The following is a 20,361-nucleotide window of genomic DNA, read 5'->3' on the forward strand; positions in this document are numbered from 1 at the left end:
TTGTGTACGTCGCAAGTCTCCTGTGGGAGCGAGCTTGCTCGCGATGAGGCCAGGCCAGTCGACATTGTTGTTGCCTGACACACCGCTATCGCGAGCAAGCTCGCTCCCACATTGGTTCTGTTGTGGATGTTGGTTTTGTGTACGTCGCAAGTCTCCTGTGGGAGCGAGCCTGCTCGCGATGAGGCCAGGCCAGTCGACAGTGTTCATAGCTGGCGCCCCGGTTCGCGGCTGATGTGCTGGCCGGCTTCGAGCAGGGTCGAGCAGGCGCGTACGCGGCGGCCGTCGCCCAGGCGCACCCAGCAGTCCTGGCAGGCGCCCATCAGGCAGAAACCGGCCCTGGGTTCGGCGCTGAAGTCGCTGCCGCGCAGGTGTTCGCTGCAGGTCAGCACGGCGGTCAGCAGCGTGTCGCCCAACAGGCCGGTGGCAGGCTGGCCGTCGAGGGTAAAATCCAGGGCCGGGCGATCGCCTTCGGCCAGTCGTTTCAGCAGCGCCATGGTGCCCTCATTGTTTACCTACCAGGACCCGATCCAGGCCATAGACCCGGTCGAGCAGAATCATGGTCAGCGCGGTGAGCGCGATGACCAGTGCCGACACCGCCGCCATCATCGGGTCGATGGATTCGGTGGCGTACACGTACATGCGCACCGGCAGGGTTTGCGTGGCCGGCGAGGTGACGAAGATCGACAGCGTGACTTCATCGAAACTGTTGATGAACGCCAGCAGCCAGCCCCCGGCCACCCCCGGCAGGATCATCGGCAAGGTGATTTGCCGGAACAGCGTGAAGCGCCCCGCCCCCAGCGATTGCGCGGCCTGTTCGGCGCTGCGGTCCAGGCCGATGGCCGAGGCCAGCACCAGGCGCAACACATAGGGCGTGATCACCAGCACGTGGGCGAAGATCAGCCAGGCGAAGCTGCCGTTCACGCCCATCAGCGCAAACAGGCGCAGCAATGCGACCCCCAGCACCAGGTGCGGAATGATGATCGGCGACAGGAACAGGCCGTTGAAAAAATCTCGCCCCGGGAACTCGAGCCGGGTGATCGCCAGGGCCGCCGGCACCGCGATCAACGTCGCCAGCGAGGCCGCGCTGAACGCCAAGGCCAAGCTGTTGTAGAACGCATCGACAAAGTCCGCGCGCTCGAACACGGCGCGAAACCAGCGCAGGGAAAACTCGGTGGTCGGCAGGCTCAGGGTGTTTTCCGGGGTGAAGGCGACAAGACAGACCACTACCAGCGGCGCGAGCATGAAGGCCACCACCAGGGCGTGAAACAGCAGCGCGAAAGGACCGTTTCTGGACATGAATTACCCCAATGACTTCTTGTAGCGGCCTTCGATCATCCGGTTCCACGACAGCATGATCAGCAGGTTGAGCAGCAGCAGTGCGACGGCAATGGCCGCGCCCATGGGCCAGTTCAGCTCCGACAGGTATTGGTCGTAGATCAACGTGGCGACCATCTTCAAGCGCCGTCCGCCGAGCAGGCCGGGAATCGCGAAGGAACTGGCGGCGAGGCCGAACACAATCAGCGTGCCGGACAGCACGCCGGGCATGATCTGCGGCAACACCACTTTGCGGATCACCGTGAACTGGCTCGCTCCCAGGGACAGCGCGGCCTGTTCGGCGGCCGGGTCGAGTTTCTGCAGCGAGGTCCAGACCGGAATGATCATGAACGGCAACATCACGTGGACCAGGGCGATGACCACGGCGAACGGCGTATAGAGCAGCTTCATCGGCGAGCCGCCGAAGGCTTGCAGGGCCTGGTTGACCAGTCCGTCGGCGCCGAGCAACAGGCTCCAGCCGAAGGCGCGCACCACCACTGAAATCAGCAGCGGCGTGAGGATCAGGATCAGGAAAATCGAGCGCCACGGTGCGCCCATGCGGCTGAGAATGTACGCCTCGGGCACGCCGATCAGCACGCACAGGAGGGTGGTCAGGGCGCTGATCCAGAACGTGCGCAAAAAGATCTCGTAGAAGTACGGATCGCCCAGCAGGCTGGTGTAGTGCTCGAAGGTATAGGCGTCGCCGTTGATGCCCGTGCTGTAGTCGAAGACGTTGAACGACAGGACCAAGGTCAAGCCCAAGGGAATGACCAGTAAGCCCAGGTACAAGGCCAGGGCCGGCGCGGACATCAGGTAGCCTTGCCGACCGCGGCGCATTGCATCGATCAGCTTCATGCCGGCACCTCGTCCGCACTCAGCACCCGCAGCAGCGCCGGGTCCCAGTCCAGGCCCACCGCCGTGCCTTCGACCAAGGGCGCGGAGCCGTCGTTGCGGCGCACCACGCAGAGTTCCCCCAGGCTGGTGGAGACGCCGTACAGCCATTGGCTGCCAAGGAAGAAGCGGCTCACGAGGGTGCCTTGCAGTCGCCCTGAACCGGCCTCGCACAGGTCGATTTTTTCCGGACGCAGGCTTAGCGTCAGCTCACCATTGCCCTGGCTGCAGGCCTGAACGACACCCGCAGTGTCCCGCATGCCGGGCAGCAGGTTGGCTTTGCCGACGAAGCCGGAAATGAATTCGGTGCGCGGATGCTCGTAAAGGGTGTACGGCGCGTCGATCTGGGTGATGCGCCCGGCCTGCATCACCACGACCCGGTCACTGATCGACAAGGCTTCGGACTGGTCGTGGGTGACCATCAGCGTGGTGATCCCGACTTCGCGCTGGATGCGGCGAATTTCGTATTGCATCTCTTCGCGCAAATTGGCGTCGAGGTTGGACAGTGGTTCGTCGAGCAACAGCACCGGCGGTTCGATCACCAGCGCCCGGGCCAGTGCCACGCGTTGGCGCTGGCCGCCCGAGAGTTCTCGCGGGTAGCGGTCGGCGTGGCGGTCCAGGCGTACCAGCTTCAACACCCGATCCACCCGCTGTTGCAACTCGGCGTTGGCCACTTTGCGCATGCGCAGGCCGAAGGCGACGTTGTCCTTGACGGTCATGTGGGGAAATAACGCGTAGCTCTGGAACACCACGCCCAAGCCACGGCTGGCGGGCTTGGCGTGGGTAATGTCGCGACCGTCCAGCAGGATGCGCCCGCTGCTGACTTCGACGAAGCCGGCGATCATCTGCAGGGTCGTGGTTTTGCCGCAGCCGGAAGGCCCCAGCAGCGAGACGAACTCGCCTTTTTCCACCGACAGGGTGGTGGCGACCACGGCGTCGATATCGCCGTAACGTTTGCCAAGTCCTTCAAGTTGCACAAAAGCCATAGCTGCGCTCCACCTGGGATTGTTATGCGTCGCCCGCGGGCGCGCTTTTTTATGGGCAGATACGAAAGGGTGTTGCTGAGGTGCGTTGGTGCTCGACCTTGAGTCGGCTGCCGCTGTTGTTCGAATCGCCCCTGTCTGGACGAAGAGTAGGACGAAGAATAGGATGGGCTCAATGGACTATTTCACTGAAGCGAAGACTATTTTCAGTTTCATTCAGTGAGTAAATTTAATGATGAGAAACAGCATGTCTGATTCCACTGATCGGAATAATGAGAAAGGCGAAGTCGGTGTCGGTGCGGTCTCACGGCTGTTTGCCGTGTTGCGCAGCCTGGGTGACACCGCCGAGGGTGGGGAGCGGGTGACACAATTGGCCCAGCGCATCGGCCTGTCCCAGCCCACCACGCATCGCTTGCTGCGCAGCCTGATGGACGAAGGCATGGTCGAGCAGGACGCACGCAGCAAACGCTATCGCCTGAGCCTGGAGTTCTTCGCCCTGGCCGCCCGCGCCGGCAACACCGGCAACCTGCGCGAACTGGTGCGCCCGGCGATGCTGCGGTTGTCGGCCTCCCTGGGGGACTCGTTATTTTTGCTGGCACGCAGTGGTTTCGATGCGATCTGCCTGGACCGCAGCGAGGGGCCGTTTCCGATCCGCACCTTCACCGGCGACATCGGTGGTCGCGTGGCGTTGGGCGTGGGGCAGGGCAGCCTGGCGATCCTGGCGTTTCTGCCAGAGGAGGAGCGCAACACGGTAATTCAGTACAACCTGCCGCGGCTGAAGGATTTCCACCTGTACGACGAAGTCTTCCTGCGTTCGGAAGTGGAGAACGTTCGTACGCTTGGCTACGCCGGGCGCAATACCGGCGTATTGCAAGGCATGGCCGGGGTGGCCGTGCCGATCCTGGACCGTGATGGCCGCGCCGTGGCCGCCTTGAGCGTGGCAACGGTGAGCGACCGCCTGGGGCCCGATCGCCTGCCAACGGTGGTGGACATGCTCAAGCGCGAGGCGGCCCTGATCGGCCCGCGGATCAACCCGTTCGACCCGTTGCTGCGCAGGCCTTCGCAGGTGTTTGGGCAGGGGTGAACACACTCTCAAGAGCAACTGATGTTCCCTGTGGGAGCGAGCCTGCTCGCGATAGCGGTGTGACAGTCGACATCATCTCTAACTGAACTACCGCCATCGCGAGCAGGCTCGCTCCCACAGAGATTTTCCATCGGGTAGGAGACTCAAAACTTCAGGGTCTGCTTGAGCCGCTGCACCGTCGGCGAATCACTGGGGATGACCATCGCGTAGTTGTAGCCCGGTCCGGACCAGTACTCGGCTTGCAATTCGCCCTCGCGGCGACTGCCCCGGGGCAGGAGGAAGTTCTTCGGGCCGGGTGGGCGCACGTAGAAGCTGATTTTCTGACCGCTCGGGTCCTGATAGACCACCATCGCCGCCGCGCCTTGTTCGGTGCTGAGCAAGCGCCCGCTGACCGGCTTGAAGCCGGCGTCCGACAGGTCTGGCAGCCGGTCGGCCTGGGTGAAATAGCGATCGAGCCAGCCTTGCATGCTCTGCTCGTCGCCGGTCTGGTAATCGGCCGGAAGGATGCCCTGCTGGGCAATCAAGCGGTACGCCTGCAACGCATCGGCCATGGGGGCGGCGGCGCTGAGCAGGGTCACTTGCCGCGCTTGCCAGCCACTGACCCCGCCCACGCTGACCGCCAGCAGCAACGCCGCGGCGCTGGCCAGGTGGCGGCGGGAGCGCTGTTTCAGGCGCTGGCGAATCATGGCCGGGTCGAGATCCGGATTGGGCGGCTGTTGCAAAGCGCCGCTCAGGGCCGTGCGCAGGTGCTGCGCGTCCTGTTGCCAGGCGCGGACCCGGGCGGCGACTTCCGGCTGGTTGGCCAGGTAGGCCTGCACCAGGCGCTGGTCGGCCTCGCTCAGTTGGCGATCGACGTAGGCGTGCAGGTCGCTGTCGCTGGGGGGCATGCTGATCATTTGAGTATCCGCAGGGTAGGGCGGGTGATTTCGCCGTCGCTGAGTTGGCGCAGGGCTTGGCGAGCGCGGGACAGGCGGGACATGACCGTGCCGATCGGCACGTCGAGGATGTCGGCGACTTGCTGGTAACTCAAGCCTTCCACCGACACCCACAACAACAGTGCACGTTGTTCCGTCGTGAGTTGATCGAAGGCCTGCAGGGACGATTGTGCGATCACGCTGCGCTCGGCCGAAGGGTGGGCATCGTCGCGGCCGGTGAAAAACTCCAGCATGCGCGCATACCGACGGGAGCGGCGGTGGCCGTCGAGAAACTGCCGGTACAGAATCGAAAACAGCCAGGCCCGCAGATCGCCGTCCGGGCGCTTGTCATTCCATTTGGACAACGCCCGTTCCAGGCACATCTGCACCAGGTCATCGGCGTTGCTCGGGTTGCGCGTCAGGGACACGGCAAAACGCCGTAGCCTGGGAATGAGTTCGCGCAGCTGTTCGTCGAGTGCGTTCATGAAAGTGTGGCTTCTATGGGCAGTCACTGCGCCGGGACTGGAAAGACGACCCGCGAACGAGATTATTCCAGTGCAGGAAAAATAAATACGAAGCGTGGGAATAAACCTGTCACGCCTTCGTCTGACGGGTCCTTTCCAACAAATGGCCCCGAGCCCTGGAGCGTTCTCATGGTTGATCCTTCACCCTCGCCGAGCCGGCCACCCTTGAGTGCCGCCGGTCTGACACTGCGCCTGAGCGGCATCGCGGTGATTGTCGCTGCGCTGGCCGGGGCGTTTGCCTACGTCAATGGCAGCCTCGACCCACAGCGCCTGACACCGCAGGCGTTGGTCAATGTGCTTGAAAAAAACAACGGCGTTCATCCGGGCTTCCGACGCAACCACTCAAAAGGTGTCTGCGTCGCGGGCTATTTCCAAAGCACAGGCGAGGCCAGCGCCTATTCCAGCGCCCAAGTGTTCTCGCAGGCGCAAACGCCCGTGGTTGGGCGTTTCGCCTTGCCCAGCGGCAACCCCTATGCACCGGATGGCAGTGTGCCGATCCGCAGCCTGGCACTGCGCTTTACCCAGTCCAACGGCCAGCAATGGCGCACCGGCATGAACAGCATGCCGGTGTTTCCGGTGGGCACGCCCGAAGCCTTCTATCAACTCCAGCAAGCCCAGTCGCCGGACCCCGCCACAGGCAAACCGAACCCGGCGGCCGTGCCGGCGTTCTTTGCCGCGCACCCCGAAGCGGCGCCGTTCCTGCAATGGATCAAGACCGCCAAGCCGTCGGCCAGCTATGCCACTGAAACCTACAACGGCATCAACGCGTTTTATTTGGTCAACCCAGCCGGGCAGCGCCAGGCGGTGCGCTGGGGCGTGGTGCCGATGAGCCAGGACGCTGCGGATGCGACGCCACCCCAGGGCGGCGACTTCCTCGAGCAAGACTTGGTAAAGCGTCTCGCCGCCGGGCCGTTGCGCTGGCAGTTGAACATCACCCTGGCCAACCCGGGCGACCCGGTGAACGATGCCAGCAAGGCTTGGCCCGCTGACCGCAAGGTTCTCAATGCCGGCACGCTGGTGCTGGAGCGCACCCAGGCGCAGGACAACGGCGAATGCCGCGACATCAACTATGACCCGCTGATCCTGCCCCAAGGGATCGAGGGTTCCGAAGACCCGCTACTGGTCGCGCGCTCCGCCGCCTATGCCAGTTCCTATCTGCGCCGTACCAGCGAAGTGAGCCAGTTGCCCGCCAAACAGGAGTCCCGCCCATGAGCGCCCCTCGTCACTTTGCACCGCTGGCCCGGCTGCTGCACTGGCTGATGGCCGTGATGATCATCGCCATGCTGTTCATCGGCGCGGGCATGGTTGCCTCGGTGTCCGAACGCCATGAATGGCTGCTGCAGTTGCACAAGCCATTGGGTATCGCGATTTTGCTGTTGGTGGTCGTGCGCCTGGTGGTGCGTTTTACCACCCACCAACCGCCGCTGCCGGCGGATCTGCCGGCCTGGCAAGTGCTGGCGGCAAACGCCTCGCATGTGCTGTTGTACGCCCTGATGCTGGTCCTGCCGCTGTTGGGCTGGGGCATGATTTCGGCGGCGGGGGACCCGGTGATGCTCGGCGACTCGTTGCAACTGCCTTCGATTCTGCCAGCGCACGCCCAGACGTTCGCACTGCTGCGCAAGGCCCACGGGTACTTGGCTTACCTGTTGTTCGTGACGGTGCTGGTGCATCTGGCGGCGGCGTTGTTTCACGCTTGGGTGCGCCGGGATGAGGTGTTGGACAGTATGTTGCGCGGCAAGGGTTGATGGATTGAGGCCAGGGAGCAAGCTCCCTGGCCTCAGAGGATTGTTCAGGTCATTGGATCAGCGCAACTCGTCGACCATGGCCTCGATGGTGCTCAACACATCCTTGCCCAGTTGCATCGAGCGTTTGCCAGACCAGCCGGTGATCGGGTTCGGATGATCGTCATGATCCTTGAACGGCATTTCCAGGGTCAGGGACAGGCAGTCATACTTCTGCCCGACCGCGTTACAGGCCAGGGTCATGTTGGCCTGGCCCGGTTCGTCGCGGGTGTAGCCGTGAGTGGTCTGGAAGTCTTTTGTCTGGTGCTTGAGATGGCTGCGAAAGCGCTCTTCGAGCTCGGCTATGCGTGGCGTGTAGCCCGGATTGCCTTCGCAACCGGCGGTAAAGACGTGGGGGATCTCCTCATCGCCGTGCGCATCGATGAACAGATCGACGCCGTACTTTTCCATTTGCTGCTGGACGAAAAAGACCTCGGGGCTGATTTCCGGGCTGGCGTTCTGCCAGGCGCGGTTGAGGTCCTGGCCCATGGCGTTGGTCCGCAGATGCCCGTGGAACGCGCCGTCCGGGTTCATGTTCGGCACCAGGTACAGATCGGCTTTGGCGAGCAATTGATTCAGTTGCGCATCGTCATGCTGCTGGAGGCGTTCGATCACGCCCTCCATGAACCACTCGGCCATGTGCTCGCCGGGATGCTGCTGGGCGATGATCCAGACTTTGCGCCGGCCTTCGGCACCGCTGCCCTTGCGCAACAGCTGAATGTCACGACCTTCCACGCTTTTACCGACGGCCAATAGTTCAGTGCCGGCCTTGTGCTGCGCTTGCTCGATCAACCAATCATGCCGGCCACGGCTGTAGGGTTCGAAGTAGGCGAACCAGGCGTTGGGTTGTTCGGTCTCCAGATAAAAGCGCAGGGCGTCGCCTTCAAATTGGGTTGGAATGCGGAACCAGTTGACGTGATCGTAGGAGGCAACGGTCTGGTAGCCCGTCCAGGCCTTGTTGTAAGACGATTGACTGGCGTTGAGCAGGCGGAAGGAGTACTCCTGGCCGACGTGCAGGCCGCTGGCCTTGAAGTGGAACCATTGGAAGTGGGCGCTGCGGGTGTCGGGCCGGATCTTGAGCAACGACTGCAACGGGTTGCTGATGTCGACGACCTCGATGTTGCCGCTGTCGAAATTGGCGCTGATATAAAAGGAAGATTTAGCCACGGTCACGATTCCTGGAGAGGATTTTCATGGCCATTACTGTACACGCAAGAAGGGGAGCCAAGACGATTTACGTCACGTAAACGAGGGGGCGCCCTCCCTGGACGCCGAGTCAGCTTAGAGCGTCTGCAATTGATTCTCAAGCGCTGGCTGTCGATGGTTTTCGCCTGCGTGGCGGGGCGACTCTTGCAAACAAATATTCATTTGCTATCATCGCCGCCACCGAATTGGCAGCACCCCAAAGACTTCATTAGCCTGAAGCCATAAGCCGAAAAATCGGCAAAAAAAGACCCGGCAAAAAGCCGGGTCAAAAACCGTGATTAGCCTGATGAGGAGATATTCCAGAAGTCCGACCTAAGGTCTTCTGGTCTATCGACTGATCTCGCGACCAGTTGATGCAATAATAATCATTATCATTTGCAAGTCAAATGGTTTTATCGCATCGATTGGAAAATTTTTTCGTCGTCCGCGTTCGCGGCGGCATTCCCGAATGTTACCCCTAGCGAGTCGGGTAGCTATCCAGGGATCGGTCGAGCATCACCTTGACCAGATCAATCATGTGCACCACAGAAAATGCCAGGTCACGGCTCGAACCATCCAACTGGTTGGCGGACTCGTGGGCGGTCGCCGCTGCACAGCGCAGCAGGTCGCATGCGTGAACAAGGGCTTCTTCTGCGCTGACGCTGTGGTGGACTTCGAAGAAACGATGTTCTGCCTGTGCCTGCGAAACACCTGGTTTCAAGTAGTAGTCGAGGGCGCGTTTGGCCGCAGGGCACTCCTGCAAGGAAGCAAACGTGCTGTCAAAAGGGCTGCTGGGCTGGTCTTTATTGGATGTATCCATGGTGATGAAAATCTCCGTGTGTGGGGCTGAACTCCTGAATCCAGAATAATACTTATCGTAATTGTGACCATAATTTAAATACTACAATTTGTGTTTTGAATGGCCGCAGTCCTCCACGTATCGTGCCGCACATGGATAAATGGATAGAGTTGGTCAAGGCCAAGATGAAGGAGCTGCGCATCACGCAAGTGGTGCTGGCAGAACGGTTGGGAATGTCCCAGGGCGGCGTCGGCCATTGGCTGACCAGGCGCCGGCAACCCAGTGTCGAAGACATGAACAGGGTCCTGAAGGAGCTGGGGCTGGAGTTTCTGGAAGTGGCGATGGTGATCCGCGAGCCGGACACCTCCACGGACGAAGGCATGGCCCTGGCGCAGAAGTACAACCCGTACTTCCGCTACCCGGTCAGTGAATGGCACGAGGTTGGCGAGGTTCGTGAAGGTGACCCTGGCGCCTACAGCCAGGTGCGCTACGAATTGACGGACTACCACGCCCAGGGCGCCGCGTTCTGGCTGGTGGTGGTGGGCGACGCGATGACCGCACCCAGCGGGTTGAGCATTCCCGAGGGCATGTCGATCCTGGTGGATCCGGCGATCGAGGCGGTGCCTGGCAAACTGGTGGTCGTCTGCTTGCCCGGCAGCAGTGACGCGACCTTCCGCAAATTGATCGAAGAGAGCGGGCAGCGTTACCTGGTTCCGCTCAATCCGACTTACCCGAAAAACCTGTACACCGAGCAATGTCGTCTCATCGGTGTGGTGGTGCAGGCCACCATCAGGTTCTGACTGGATCGGCCCTGGGAGCGGGCCGATGCCTATTCTTCGAACGCCACCAGGGCGCTGCCTTCGCTGACCATTTCGCCTTCCTGGCAATACAGCGCCTTGATCACCCCGGCCTTGGGCGCACGAATGCTGTGCTCCATCTTCATGGCCTCCAGCACCACCAGTTGAGCCCCGGCTTCCACCGTCTGGCCGACACTTACCAATACCCGGACGATACTGCCGTTCATGGGCGCGGCCAGGCCGCCTTGATGGCTGTGGCTGGCCTCGGCGGCGGCCAACGGGTCGTACAGGTCGATCCGGTGCAGGTCTCCCGCCCATTGCAAATACAGGCTGTCGCCCTGGCGAATGGCCCGATGACTGCGGCGCAGGCCGTGGTGCTCGATCACCAGTTGCTCACCCTTGAATGCCGCGCAACGGGCGCTAACGTCCAGTGTCAGCGCGCGATCCTGGCCTTCGCAGCTCAGGTGCAGGGTGATTTCCCTTGGTAGCCCCAGACGTAACCCGGTGGTGCTGGCCCAAGGCGAATCGATATCATCGCAGCGCATGCGCGGTGTCAGGCTCAAGGCGAAGCCCTGGGCGGCTGCGAACCAGAACGCGTCATCCAGTTCGCCCGGCTCTGGCAGTAATTGCGCCTGGTAACGTGGGATAAATCCGGTGTCCAGTTCGGCCGCCGCGAAGGCGGGGTGGGCGACGATGCGGCGCAGGAACCCGATGTTGGTCTTCAGCCCGCCAATGGCAAATTCGTCGAGCATGCTCAACAGCCGCAAGCGCGCCTGTTCACGGTCCTCACCCCAGGCAATCAGCTTGCCGAGCATCGGGTCGTAGAACGGCGAGATTTCATCGCCTTCTTCAACCCCGCTGTCGACCCGCCGGCCCGGGCCCTCGGCCGATTCGCGATACAACGCCAGGCGTCCGGTGGCCGGCAGGAAATCGTTGACCGGGTCTTCGGCATACAGCCGCACTTCGATGGCGTGACCGAGCAGCGGCACTTGTGCTTGAGTAATCGGCAATGGCTCGCCTTGGGCGACGCGGATCTGCCAGGCCACCAGGTCCAGTCCGGTGATCGCTTCGGTGACCGGATGCTCGACCTGCAACCGAGTGTTCATTTCCATGAAGAAAAACTCGCCCCGCGCATCCAGCAGGAATTCCACTGTGCCCGCCCCGACGTACCCAATCGCCTGGGCTGCGCGCACGGCAGCTTCACCCATGGCTTGGCGCAGTTGCGGGGTCAGGCCGGGGGCGGGGGCTTCTTCCACCACTTTCTGGTGGCGGCGCTGGATCGAGCAATCGCGCTCGTTGAGGTACAGGCAGTTGCCGTGTTGGTCGGCAAATACCTGGATTTCCACGTGGCGCGGCTTGAGCAGGTATTTTTCCACCAGCATCCGTGAGTCGCCGAACGAGGACTGCGCTTCACGCTGGGCCGAGGCCAGGGCTTCGGCCAGTTGGCTGACGTCCTCGACGACTTTCATGCCCTTGCCACCACCGCCGGCCGTGGCCTTGAGCAATACCGGGTAGCCGATGCGCTCGGCGGCGTCGCGGAAGGTCTCCAGGTCCTGGGCTTCGCCGTGATAACCGGGCACCAGGGGCACCCCGGCGGTTTCCATCAAGGTCTTGGCCGCCGATTTGCTGCCCATGGCATCGATGGCCGAGGCCGGTGGGCCGAGGAAGATCAGCCCGGCGTTTTCAATCGCCCGGGCGAACCCGGCGTTCTCGGACAGAAAACCATAGCCGGGATGGATGGCCTGGGCGCCGCTGGCTTTGGCTGCGGCGATCAGCTTGTCGATTTGCAGGTAGCTGTCGGCGGCCTTGCTGCCGCCCAGGTCGACGCGGATGTCGGCTTCACGGCTGTGGCGGGCATCGCGGTCGGTGGCGCTGTGGACGGCAACGGTGGTCAGGCCCATGGCCTTGGCGGTGCGCATTACGCGGCAGGCGATTTCGCCACGGTTGGCCACCAGCAACGTGGTGAGGGCTGGGGCGCTCATCGACGCGGCTCCTTGTTATTCGATTCGGCTTGCCAGTTCGGCGCACGCTTTTGCAGGAAAGCCCGCAAGCCTTCCTGGCCCTCCGGGCTGACGCGGATGCGGGCGATGGCATTTTCGGTGTAGCGCCGCAGCGCCGGGGTCAGGGCGCCGTTACCGACTTCACGCAGCAGTTCCTTGCTGGCGCGCATGGCCGCCGGGCTGTTGAGCAACAGGTTGTCGATCCACTGTTCGACCTGCTTTTCCAGCGCCTCGGCCGGGTAACTTTCCGACAGCAAACCTATTTCTTTCGCACGTTGGCCGTCGAAGCGTTCCGCCGTCAGGGCATAACGACGCGCGGCACGCTCGCCGATGGCTTGCACCACGAACGGGCTGATCACCGCTGGCGCCAGGCCGATGCGCACTTCCGACAGGCAGAACTGTGCTTCATCGGCGCCAATGGCCATGTCACAAGCGCTGATAAGCCCCAGCGCGCCACCGAACGCCGCACCTTGGACGACGGCCAGCGTAGGGATTTTCAGTTTGGCGAGGTTGTACATCAACTCCGCCAGTTCCCGGGCGTCATCGAGGTTGGTGTGGTAGTCGAGCTCGGCCGATTGCTGCATCCAGGCCAGGTCGGCACCGGCGCTGAAATGCTTGCCACGACCGCGGATCAGCAGGAAGCGTAAGCTTGGATCGCTGCTGACGTGGTCCAGGGCCAGGATCAGTTCGCGGATCATTTCGGCGTTGAACGCGTTGTTTTTCGACTCGCGGCTGAGCCACAGGGTGGCAACGCCCCGAGGGTCGCTGTGCAATTCGAGGGTGTTGAAGTTATCCATGGACATTCCCCGTTTACATCCGGAACACGCCGAAGCGGCTCGGTTCGATAGGCGCGTTCAGTGACGCGGACAAGGCCAGGCCCAGCACGTCGCGGGTCTGGGCCGGGTCGATGACGCCGTCGTCCCACAGCCTGGCACTGGAATAATAGGGGTGACCCTGTTCTTCGTACTGGTCGAGGATCGGTTGCTTGATCTCGGCTTCCTGTTCGGCGCTGAAGGGATGGCCACTGCGTTCGGCTTGTTCACGCTTGACCTGCACCAGCACGCCGGCCGCCTGCTCGGCGCCCATCACGCCAATCCGCGCGTTCGGCCACATCCACAGGAACCGCGGGTCGTAGGCGCGGCCGCACATGCCGTAGTTGCCCGCACCGAAACTGCCGCCAATGATGACGGTGAATTTCGGCACTTTGGCGCAGGCCACGGCCGTCACCAATTTTGCCCCGTGCTTGGCGATGCCGCCGGCTTCGTATTTCTGCCCGACCATGAAACCGGTGATGTTCTGCAAGAACAGCAACGGGATCCCGCGCTGGCAGGCCAATTCGATGAAGTGCGCGCCTTTCTGCGCGGCCTCGGCGAAGAGAATGCCATTGTTGGCCAGGATCGCGATCGGGTAGCCATGCAAATGAGCGAAGCCGCACACCAGCGTCGTTCCGAACAGCGCCTTGAATTCGTCGAACACCGAGCCGTCCACCAGGCGCGCGATCACCTCCCGGACATCGAACGGTTGCTTGGCGTCGGCCGACACCACGCCGTACAACTCGTCGCCCGAGTAAAGCGGGGCAATCGGCAGGCGATGCTGCAACTCGCCTTGCTTGCGCCAGTTGAGGTTGGCCACGCTGCGGCGTGCCAGGGCCAGGGCATGTTCGTCGCTGTCGGCGTAATGGTCGGCCACGCCGGAGATCTTGCAGTGCACATCGGCGCCGCCCAGGTCTTCGGCACTGACCACCTCGCCGGTGGCGGCTTTCACTAGCGGTGGCCCAGCGAGGAAAATCGTCGCCTGCTGGCGGACCATGATCGCCTCGTCCGCCATGGCCGGCACATAGGCGCCACCGGCGGTGCAGGAACCCATGACCACGGCGATCTGCGGGATACCCTGGGCACTCATGTTGGCCTGGTTGAAGAAGATCCGGCCGAAGTGCTCGCGGTCTGGGAACACTTCATCCTGGCGCGGCAGGTTGGCGCCGCCGGAGTCCACCAGGTAAATGCACGGCAGGCGATTCTGCTGGGCGATGGTCTGGGCGCGCAGGTGTTTTTTCACCGTCAGCGGGTAGTAGGAGCCACCTTTGACCGTCGCGTCATTGGCGACAATCATGCATTCGATGCCTTCCACGCGGCCGATGCCGGCAATCACGCCGGCCGCTGGCACGTCTTCGCCATAGACTTCGTGGGCTGCCAACGGGCTGATCTCCAAAAACGGCGAGCCCGGGTCCAGCAGCCGGTTGATGCGTTCACGGGGCAGCAACTTGCCCCGCGAGGTGTGTCGTTCCTGGGCCTTGGGACCGCCGCCTTGGCGAATGTGCGCGAGCAGGGTGCGCAAGGCCTCGACGTGTCCGAGCATCGCATCGCGGTTGGCGATGAACTCCGGCGAGCGCGGGTTGAGCTGAGTGTGCAGCGTGGCCATGGTCAGCTCCGTTAGCGGGTTTCGTTGAACAGTTCGCGGCCGATCAACATCCGACGAATCTCACTGGTGCCGGCACCGATTTCGTACAGCTTGGCGTCACGCAGCAGACGGCCGGCCGGGAATTCATTGATGTAGCCATTGCCGCCGAGGATCTGGATCGCGTCGAGGGCCATTTGCGTGGCGCGTTCGGCGCTGTAGAGGATCACCCCGGCGGCGTCCTTGCGGGTGGTTTCGCCGCGCTCGCAGGCCTGGGCCACGGCATACAGGTAGGCGCGGCTGGCGTTGAGCTGGGTGTACATGTCGGCGACCTTGCCCTGGATCAGCTGGAATTCGCCAATGCTCTGGCCGAACTGCTTGCGGTCGTGGATGTAGGGCACGATCAGGTCCATGCAGGCCTGCATGATGCCGGTTGGGCCACCGGAGAGCACGACGCGCTCGTAGTCGAGGCCGCTCATCAGCACTTTCACGCCACCGTTGAGTGCGCCGAGGATGTTTTCTTCCGGCACTTCGACGTCATCGAAAAACAGCTCGCAGGTGTTGGAGCCGCGCATGCCGAGCTTGTCGAATTTGTTGCTGCGGCTGAAGCCTTTCCAGTCGCGCTCGACGATGAAGGCGGTGATGCCGTGGGGACCTTTTTCCAGGTCGGTCTTGGCGTAGATCACGTAGGTGTTGGCATCGGGGCCGTTGGTGATCCAGGTCTTGCTGCCGTTGAGCACGTACTTGTCGCCACGCTTGTCGGCGCGCAGTTTCATCGACACCACGTCGGAGCCGGCGTTTGGCTCGCTCATCGCCAGGGCACCGATGTGTTCGCCGCTGATCAGCTTGGGCAGGTACTTGGTTTTCTGTTCGTGATTGCCGTTGCGGTTGATCTGGTTCACGCAGAGGTTGGAGTGGGCGCCGTAGGAGAGGGCGACCGAGGCCGAGCCGCGGCTGATTTCTTCCATCGCCACCACGTGGGCCAGATAGCCCAGGCCAGCGCCGCCGTATTCCTCCGGTACGGTGATGCCCAGCAGGCCCATGTCACCGAACTTGCGCCACATGTCGGCGGGAAACAGGTTGTCGATATCGATCTGCGCTGCTCGCGGCGCCAGTTCGGCCTTGACGAATGCCTGCACCTGGTCGCGCAACATGTCGATGGTTTCGCCGAGGGCAAAGTTCAGGGATGGGTAGCTCATGGGTCACCTTTGGCTTTTTTATCGGGTGCGGAGAGTGGCGGAATCGCTCTCACCTTTACGTTAACGTAAGCCTGCGACGAGAAGCTGTCAATCGCCCTTTACGTTAACGTCAACTTGAGCCAGAGTAAGTGCGCTTCAATAGCGCTTACCCAAGGCATTTGTGCATGAGATTCACCGCTACACCCACTAATAAAGACAAGAGGGGGCGTCATGGATCAACCCGGTTCGCATTCGCAGCTCAGCTACACCCGTGGCTCCCAGGCCAAGGCTTTGCTGGTCCAAACCATCGGCGAGGTTTTCGACCAGACGGTGGCCCGCTATCCGGAGGGGGAGGCGCTGGTGGTTCGCCATCAGTCGCTGCGTTATACCTGGCAGCAACTGGCCGAGGCCGTCGATCTACACGCTCGCGCCTTGTTGGCGCTAGGCTTGAAAACCGGCGATCGCCTTGGCGTGTGGGCGCCCAATTGCGCCCAGTGGTGCATCAGCCAGTTCGCCAGTGCGAAGATCGGCGTCATTCTGGTCAACATCAATCCGGCCTATCGTGTCTCTGAGCTTGAATACGTGCTCAAACAATCCGGATGCCAATGGCTGGTGTGCGCTGGCGCGTTCAAGACCTCGGATTATCACGCCATGTTGCAAGCGCTGGCACCAGAGCTGACGGAACAATCGATCGGCCATCTGCAGAGCGAGCGTTTGCCGGACTTGCGCGGTGTGATCAGCCTCGATGCCCAGCCGCCGGCCGGTTTCCTGCCGTGGTCGCAACTGGCCGCCCTGGGTGCGGCGGTGACGCCGGAACAACTGGTCGAGCGCCAATCCAGCCTGCAGTCCGATCAACCGGTGAATATCCAGTACACCTCCGGCACCACCGGCTTTCCCAAGGGCGCCACCCTCAGCCACCGTAACATTCTCAATAACGGTTACATGGTCGGCGAAAGCCTGGGCCTGACGGCTGGTGATCGGCTGGTGATCCCGGTGCCGCTCTACCATTGCTTCGGCATGGTCATGGGTAATCTGGGCTGCATGACCCATGGCAGCACCATGATCTATCCCAACGATGCCTTCGACCCGTTGCTGACGCTAAAAGCCGTGGCCGAGGAAAAAGCCACGGCACTGTATGGCGTACCCACCATGTTCATCGCCCTGCTGGACCAGCCGCAGCGCGGCGACTTCGACGTGTCCAGCCTGCGCACTGGCATCATGGCGGGGGCCACGTGCCCCATCGAAGTGATGCGACGGGTCATCAATGAAATGCACATGGCCGAAGTGCAGATTGCCTACGGCATGACGGAAACCAGCCCGGTGTCGTTGCAGACCGGTCCTTCGGACGAGCTGGAGCTGCGCGTGACCACCGTCGGCCGCACCCAGCCGCAACTGGAAAGCAAGATTATCGATGAGGCCGGCAATATCGTCCCGCGTGGCGCTATTGGCGAGTTGTGTACCCGCGGCTACAGCGTGATGATCGGTTACTGGAACAACCCCAAGGGCACCACCGATGCCATCGACCCGGATGGCTGGATGCACACCGGCGACCTGGCGACCATGGACGAGCAGGGCTACGTGCGCATCGTCGGGCGCAACAAGGACATGATCATCCGCGGCGGGGAGAATATTTACCCGCGTGAGCTGGAGGAATTTTTCTTCACTCACCCAGCGGTGGCGGACGTGCAAGTGATCGGCATCCCGTGCTCGCGCTATGGCGAGGAAATCGTTGCCTGGATCAAGTTCCATCCCGGCCACAGTGCCTCCGAGCAAGAGCTGCAGGCCTGGTGCAAGGAGCGCATTGCCCACTTCAAGACGCCGCGTCATTTCAAATTCGTCGAAGAATTTCCCATGACGGTCACCGGCAAGGTCCAGAAATTCCGCATGCGCGAAATCAGCATCGAAGAACTGCGCGATAGAGAAGGCTGAGCAAAATCCCCTGTGGGAGCGGGCTTGCTCGCGAAAGCGGTGTGCCAGGCGACATAAATGTTGGCGATGCCGCCGTTTTCGAGCTCAAGCTGCAAGGGCAATAGTCTGACAGGGCCAACAGCCGTAGGGGGGGGTATATCCGTTGCTGCGGTAACGGCGGCTTATGGTTCCGCTCTTACAGCGGGTCACTTTCGAAGAGCCCGGAAGCCGGCCCAGTCGAAAGTAACCAAAGCGCTTTTGCCCCACCACTCGGCACCTCGCCTAGGCTCAGTGTTCCCTCTCTCCGGCATTGCTCCGTGGGCCCGCCGCGAAGGGCCATCCATGGCCCAGCGCGGCTATCCCGGCATCCATGCCGGGATGCCCACTCCACAATGCCTGCGTTCGGCCAGCGTGGTTTAACGGGGCGTTCAGATCAAGATCCAAAGCAAGAGCAAGAGCAAGAGCAAGAGCAAGAGCAAGAGCAAGAGCAAGAGCAAGAGCAAGAGCAAGAGCAAGAGCAAGAGCAAGAGCAGGGTACATGCCGGCATCTATGTGGCTGAGCCACCGCTATCGCGAGCAAGCTCGCTCCCACACTGGATCTTCAGCAGACCCAAAGCCCAGTGCACCGCAAAACCTGTGGAAGCGAGCCTCCCACAGGATGAATGCGGTCACCCACAACCAGGTCGGCTATCAGGCCGCCTCGCGGTGGACGTTGATCTCGGGCGCCCCGTTAACCACGCTGGCCGAACGCAGGCATTGCGCAGTGGGCACCTCGGCATGGATGCCGAGGTAGCCGCGCTGGGCCATGGATGGCCCTTCGCGGCGGCCCACGGAGCAATGCCGGAGTGAGGGCATGCCGAGCCTCAGCGAGGCACCAAGTGGTGGGGCAAAAGCGCTTTGGTTACTTTCGCGCTTTTCGAAAGTGACCCGCCGTCAGGGCGGAACCCTAAGTGGCCGTTACCGAGAAAATGGATATGTACTCAGTCAACAAGCGCAATGCCAGCTGACAGGCCGTCTTCGCGAGCAAGCCCACTCCCACAAGAAAACCCCAAACGCCAGACAGCACAAAGGGGAGCCGAAGCTCCCCTTTAATTTTGTCGTCGCGTGCTCTTTTTTTATTATTGAGGGGCGGCCTGTTGTTGTTATTGGCAGCCGTTGCCCTTTACCGCTGTTTTTGGCGATCCCCATCCGGGATCAAGAGCAAACGTATTTTTTTGAGCGCTGATCTGCTTTTTTCGCCTGGCGATCCAACCGATTCGGGAGCTACCTGAAGGTAGTTTTATTGTTCTCTGCCCGGTTGCGGGTTGCTCCTGAAAGCACCCTGAAAAGCACATCCTCTCCAAAAAAATCTGTTAGCTGCGTCTCTGCCGTGTTGTTTTTGTTATGTCAGAGTCGTTTCGTCTTGTTTTTATTGGGTTTGCTGCGTTTTTTTATTCTTGTTATGCAAGAGATATAGCAGGTGGCGTGCCAACTTTTAAAAATTTATACAAATCAATGAGTTGTATTTTTCAGTCGAAAAAGCTGACACGCCAGACCAGACAAATTGTTTCCGTGTTACTCGTTTCGCCGCTGTTACAAAGCCAGCGGTAACACCTCACTGTGCGCTGCGGGCCTTGGCGACACGCGAACCGCTAGGGCGGGCGAGCACGTCGCAGATCTGCCGACCCGCGGCGATCAGGGCATCCAAGTCGATGCCGGTTTCTATCCCCAAGCCATTGAGCAGGTACAGCACGTCTTCGGTGGCAACGTTACCGCTGGCGCCCTTGGCATAAGGGCAGCCGCCCAGGCCGGCGATGGAACTGTCGAACACCGCGATGCCTTCCAGCAGGCTGGCGTATACGTTGGCCATGGCCTGGCCGTAGGTGTCGTGAAAGTGCCCGGCGAGCTTGTCCCGAGGCACCTCGGCGCCCACCACTTCGAACATCCTGCGGGTGGCCCCGGCGGTGCCCGTGCCGATGGTGTCGCCCAGGGAGACTTCGTAGCAGCCCATGGCATACAGCTCCCGAGCGACCCAAGCCACCTGTTCAGGCTTGACTGCCCCTTCGTACGGGCAGCCCAGCACGCAGGACACGTAGCCGCGCACACTGACGCCGTGTTGTTTTGCAGCCTCCATGATCGGCGCGAAGCGCTCCAGGCTGTCCTTGATGGAGCAGTTGATGTTGCGCTGGGAAAACGCTTCGGACGCGGCGGCGAACACCGCCACCTCTTTCACGCCCGCCGCCAGCGCGTCTTCAAAACCCCGCAGGTTCGGCGCCAGGGCGCCATAGGTCACACCGGGCTTGCGCTGGATCTGCGCGAACACCTCGGCGGAACCGGCCATTTGCGGCACCCACTTGGGCGAGACGAAACTGCCGACTTCGATGTAGCCCAGTCCGGCGGCGCTCAAGGCATCCACCAGGCGCACCTTGTCGGCGACGCTGATGGGTTGGGCTTCATTCTGCAGCCCGTCACGGGGGCCGACTTCGATCAGGCGTACAAAGGAGGGGAGGGACATGGGGATTGACCTGTAGTGAGTTGCCAATATATCGAGAACGATGCTGCCCCCTGTGGGAGCGAGCCTGCTCGCGATAGCGGTATGTCAGTCAACATTGATGTTGTCAGTTACATCG

20 protein-coding genes are annotated in these 20,361 nt (G+C 61.8%); 6 read left to right on the forward strand and 14 right to left on the reverse strand.

Translation table 11 applies throughout. The features are described 5' to 3' along the window. Positions 1–203: 203 nt before the first annotated feature. The 4 genes from LQ215_RS26550 to LQ215_RS26565 are packed head-to-tail and all read right to left on the reverse strand — an operon-like array spanning position 204 to position 3,191. Positions 204–494 carry a (2Fe-2S)-binding protein gene (locus tag LQ215_RS26550; protein ID WP_013692658.1) on the reverse strand — a complete coding sequence of 97 codons (291 nt, stop codon included), beginning with the start codon at positions 492–494 and terminating at the stop codon, positions 204–206. A gap of 7 nt (positions 495–501) precedes the next feature. Next, on the reverse strand, positions 502–1,296 hold the full coding sequence (locus LQ215_RS26555) for an ABC transporter permease (RefSeq protein WP_230153286.1): 795 nt from the start codon (positions 1,294–1,296) through the stop codon (positions 502–504). Between the two features lie 3 nt (positions 1,297–1,299). Beyond that, positions 1,300–2,169 (reverse strand): ABC transporter permease, encoded by an 870-nt coding sequence (locus LQ215_RS26560; protein ID WP_230153287.1) that lies wholly within the window; start codon positions 2,167–2,169, stop codon positions 1,300–1,302. Beyond that, positions 2,166–3,191, reverse strand: a complete 1,026-nt coding sequence (locus LQ215_RS26565) for an ABC transporter ATP-binding protein (protein ID WP_230153288.1) — start codon at positions 3,189–3,191, stop codon at positions 2,166–2,168. The genes LQ215_RS26560 and LQ215_RS26565 overlap by 4 nt, the downstream gene beginning before the upstream one ends. Positions 3,192–3,435: 244 nt before the next feature. Here LQ215_RS26565 and LQ215_RS26570 point away from each other — a divergent pair, with 244 nt between their 5' ends. Continuing rightward, complete coding sequence (locus tag LQ215_RS26570) at positions 3,436–4,272, forward strand: IclR family transcriptional regulator (RefSeq protein ID WP_230153289.1); 837 nt, start codon at positions 3,436–3,438, stop codon at positions 4,270–4,272. 143 nt (positions 4,273–4,415) lie between these two features. Here the strand turns inward: LQ215_RS26570 and LQ215_RS26575 are convergent, their stop codons facing one another. Next, positions 4,416–5,168, reverse strand: coding sequence for an anti-sigma factor family protein (locus LQ215_RS26575; protein WP_230153290.1), 753 nt, complete (start codon positions 5,166–5,168; stop codon positions 4,416–4,418). Further along, positions 5,165–5,671 carry a sigma-70 family RNA polymerase sigma factor gene (locus LQ215_RS26580; RefSeq protein WP_230153291.1) on the reverse strand — a complete coding sequence of 169 codons (507 nt, stop codon included), beginning with the start codon at positions 5,669–5,671 and terminating at the stop codon, positions 5,165–5,167. The genes LQ215_RS26575 and LQ215_RS26580 overlap by 4 nt, the downstream gene beginning before the upstream one ends. A 168-nt stretch (positions 5,672–5,839) precedes the next feature. Here LQ215_RS26580 and LQ215_RS26585 point away from each other — a divergent pair, with 168 nt between their 5' ends. Both LQ215_RS26585 and LQ215_RS26590 read left to right on the forward strand, forming a co-directional pair. Further along, on the forward strand, positions 5,840–6,922 hold the full coding sequence (locus tag LQ215_RS26585; RefSeq protein WP_230153292.1) for a catalase family peroxidase: 1,083 nt from the start codon (positions 5,840–5,842) through the stop codon (positions 6,920–6,922). Then, positions 6,919–7,455 carry a cytochrome b gene (locus LQ215_RS26590; protein WP_230153293.1) on the forward strand — a complete coding sequence of 179 codons (537 nt, stop codon included), beginning with the start codon at positions 6,919–6,921 and terminating at the stop codon, positions 7,453–7,455. Before LQ215_RS26585 ends, LQ215_RS26590 begins: the two co-directional genes overlap by 4 nt. A gap of 57 nt (positions 7,456–7,512) precedes the next feature. On the opposite strand, the gene LQ215_RS26595 is transcribed toward LQ215_RS26590, so the two are convergent. Continuing rightward, positions 7,513–8,664 carry a M14 family metallopeptidase gene (locus tag LQ215_RS26595; RefSeq protein ID WP_230153294.1) on the reverse strand — a complete coding sequence of 384 codons (1,152 nt, stop codon included), beginning with the start codon at positions 8,662–8,664 and terminating at the stop codon, positions 7,513–7,515. Positions 8,665–9,154: 490 nt separating this feature from the next. After that, the gene (locus LQ215_RS26600; protein WP_230153295.1) at positions 9,155–9,496 is read right to left on the reverse strand and encodes a DUF6124 family protein; all 342 of its coding nucleotides are present in this window, start codon (positions 9,494–9,496) and stop codon (positions 9,155–9,157) included. 131 nt (positions 9,497–9,627) lie between these two features. On the opposite strand from LQ215_RS26600, the gene LQ215_RS26605 reads away from it, so the two are divergent. Beyond that, the gene (locus LQ215_RS26605; protein WP_230153296.1) at positions 9,628–10,275 is read left to right on the forward strand and encodes a LexA family protein; all 648 of its coding nucleotides are present in this window, start codon (positions 9,628–9,630) and stop codon (positions 10,273–10,275) included. A gap of 29 nt (positions 10,276–10,304) precedes the next feature. On the opposite strand, the gene LQ215_RS26610 is transcribed toward LQ215_RS26605, so the two are convergent. Genes LQ215_RS26610 through LQ215_RS26625 form a run of 4 tightly spaced genes read right to left on the reverse strand, consistent with a single transcriptional unit; the run spans position 10,305 to position 15,865 of the window. Further along, positions 10,305–12,254, reverse strand: coding sequence for an acetyl/propionyl/methylcrotonyl-CoA carboxylase subunit alpha (locus LQ215_RS26610; protein WP_230153297.1), 1,950 nt, complete (start codon positions 12,252–12,254; stop codon positions 10,305–10,307). Continuing rightward, entirely contained in the window at positions 12,251–13,069 is an 819-nt protein-coding gene (locus tag LQ215_RS26615; protein ID WP_230153298.1) for a gamma-carboxygeranoyl-CoA hydratase, read from the reverse strand. The genes LQ215_RS26610 and LQ215_RS26615 overlap by 4 nt, the downstream gene beginning before the upstream one ends. A 13-nt stretch (positions 13,070–13,082) precedes the next feature. Further along, positions 13,083–14,690 (reverse strand): carboxyl transferase domain-containing protein, encoded by a 1,608-nt coding sequence (locus tag LQ215_RS26620; protein WP_230153299.1) that lies wholly within the window; start codon positions 14,688–14,690, stop codon positions 13,083–13,085. Positions 14,691–14,701: 11 nt separating this feature from the next. After that, complete coding sequence (locus LQ215_RS26625; protein WP_013692666.1) at positions 14,702–15,865, reverse strand: isovaleryl-CoA dehydrogenase; 1,164 nt, start codon at positions 15,863–15,865, stop codon at positions 14,702–14,704. Between the two features lie 210 nt (positions 15,866–16,075). Between LQ215_RS26625 and LQ215_RS26630 the strand changes: the two genes are divergently transcribed. After that, positions 16,076–17,773: an AMP-binding protein gene (locus tag LQ215_RS26630; protein WP_230153300.1), complete on the forward strand. Its 1,698-nt coding sequence runs from the start codon at positions 16,076–16,078 to the stop codon at positions 17,771–17,773. 669 nt (positions 17,774–18,442) lie between these two features. Here LQ215_RS26630 and LQ215_RS26635 read toward each other — a convergent pair. Then, complete coding sequence (locus LQ215_RS26635) at positions 18,443–18,607, reverse strand: hypothetical protein (protein ID WP_153387482.1); 165 nt, start codon at positions 18,605–18,607, stop codon at positions 18,443–18,445. Here LQ215_RS26635 and LQ215_RS26640 point away from each other — a divergent pair. Further along, the gene (locus tag LQ215_RS26640) at positions 18,606–18,977 is read left to right on the forward strand and encodes a hypothetical protein (protein WP_230153301.1); all 372 of its coding nucleotides are present in this window, start codon (positions 18,606–18,608) and stop codon (positions 18,975–18,977) included. The two genes, LQ215_RS26635 and LQ215_RS26640, sit on opposite strands and share 2 nt — an antisense overlap. A 369-nt stretch (positions 18,978–19,346) precedes the next feature. Here the strand turns inward: LQ215_RS26640 and LQ215_RS26645 are convergent, their stop codons facing one another. After that, complete coding sequence (locus LQ215_RS26645) at positions 19,347–20,246, reverse strand: hydroxymethylglutaryl-CoA lyase (protein WP_230153302.1); 900 nt, start codon at positions 20,244–20,246, stop codon at positions 19,347–19,349. Positions 20,247–20,361 lie beyond the last annotated feature (115 nt).

Origin of the sequence: Pseudomonas brassicacearum (assembly GCF_918698105.1) — a bacterium.
GTDB classification, from domain to species: domain Bacteria; phylum Pseudomonadota; class Gammaproteobacteria; order Pseudomonadales; family Pseudomonadaceae; genus Aquipseudomonas; species Aquipseudomonas brassicacearum_F.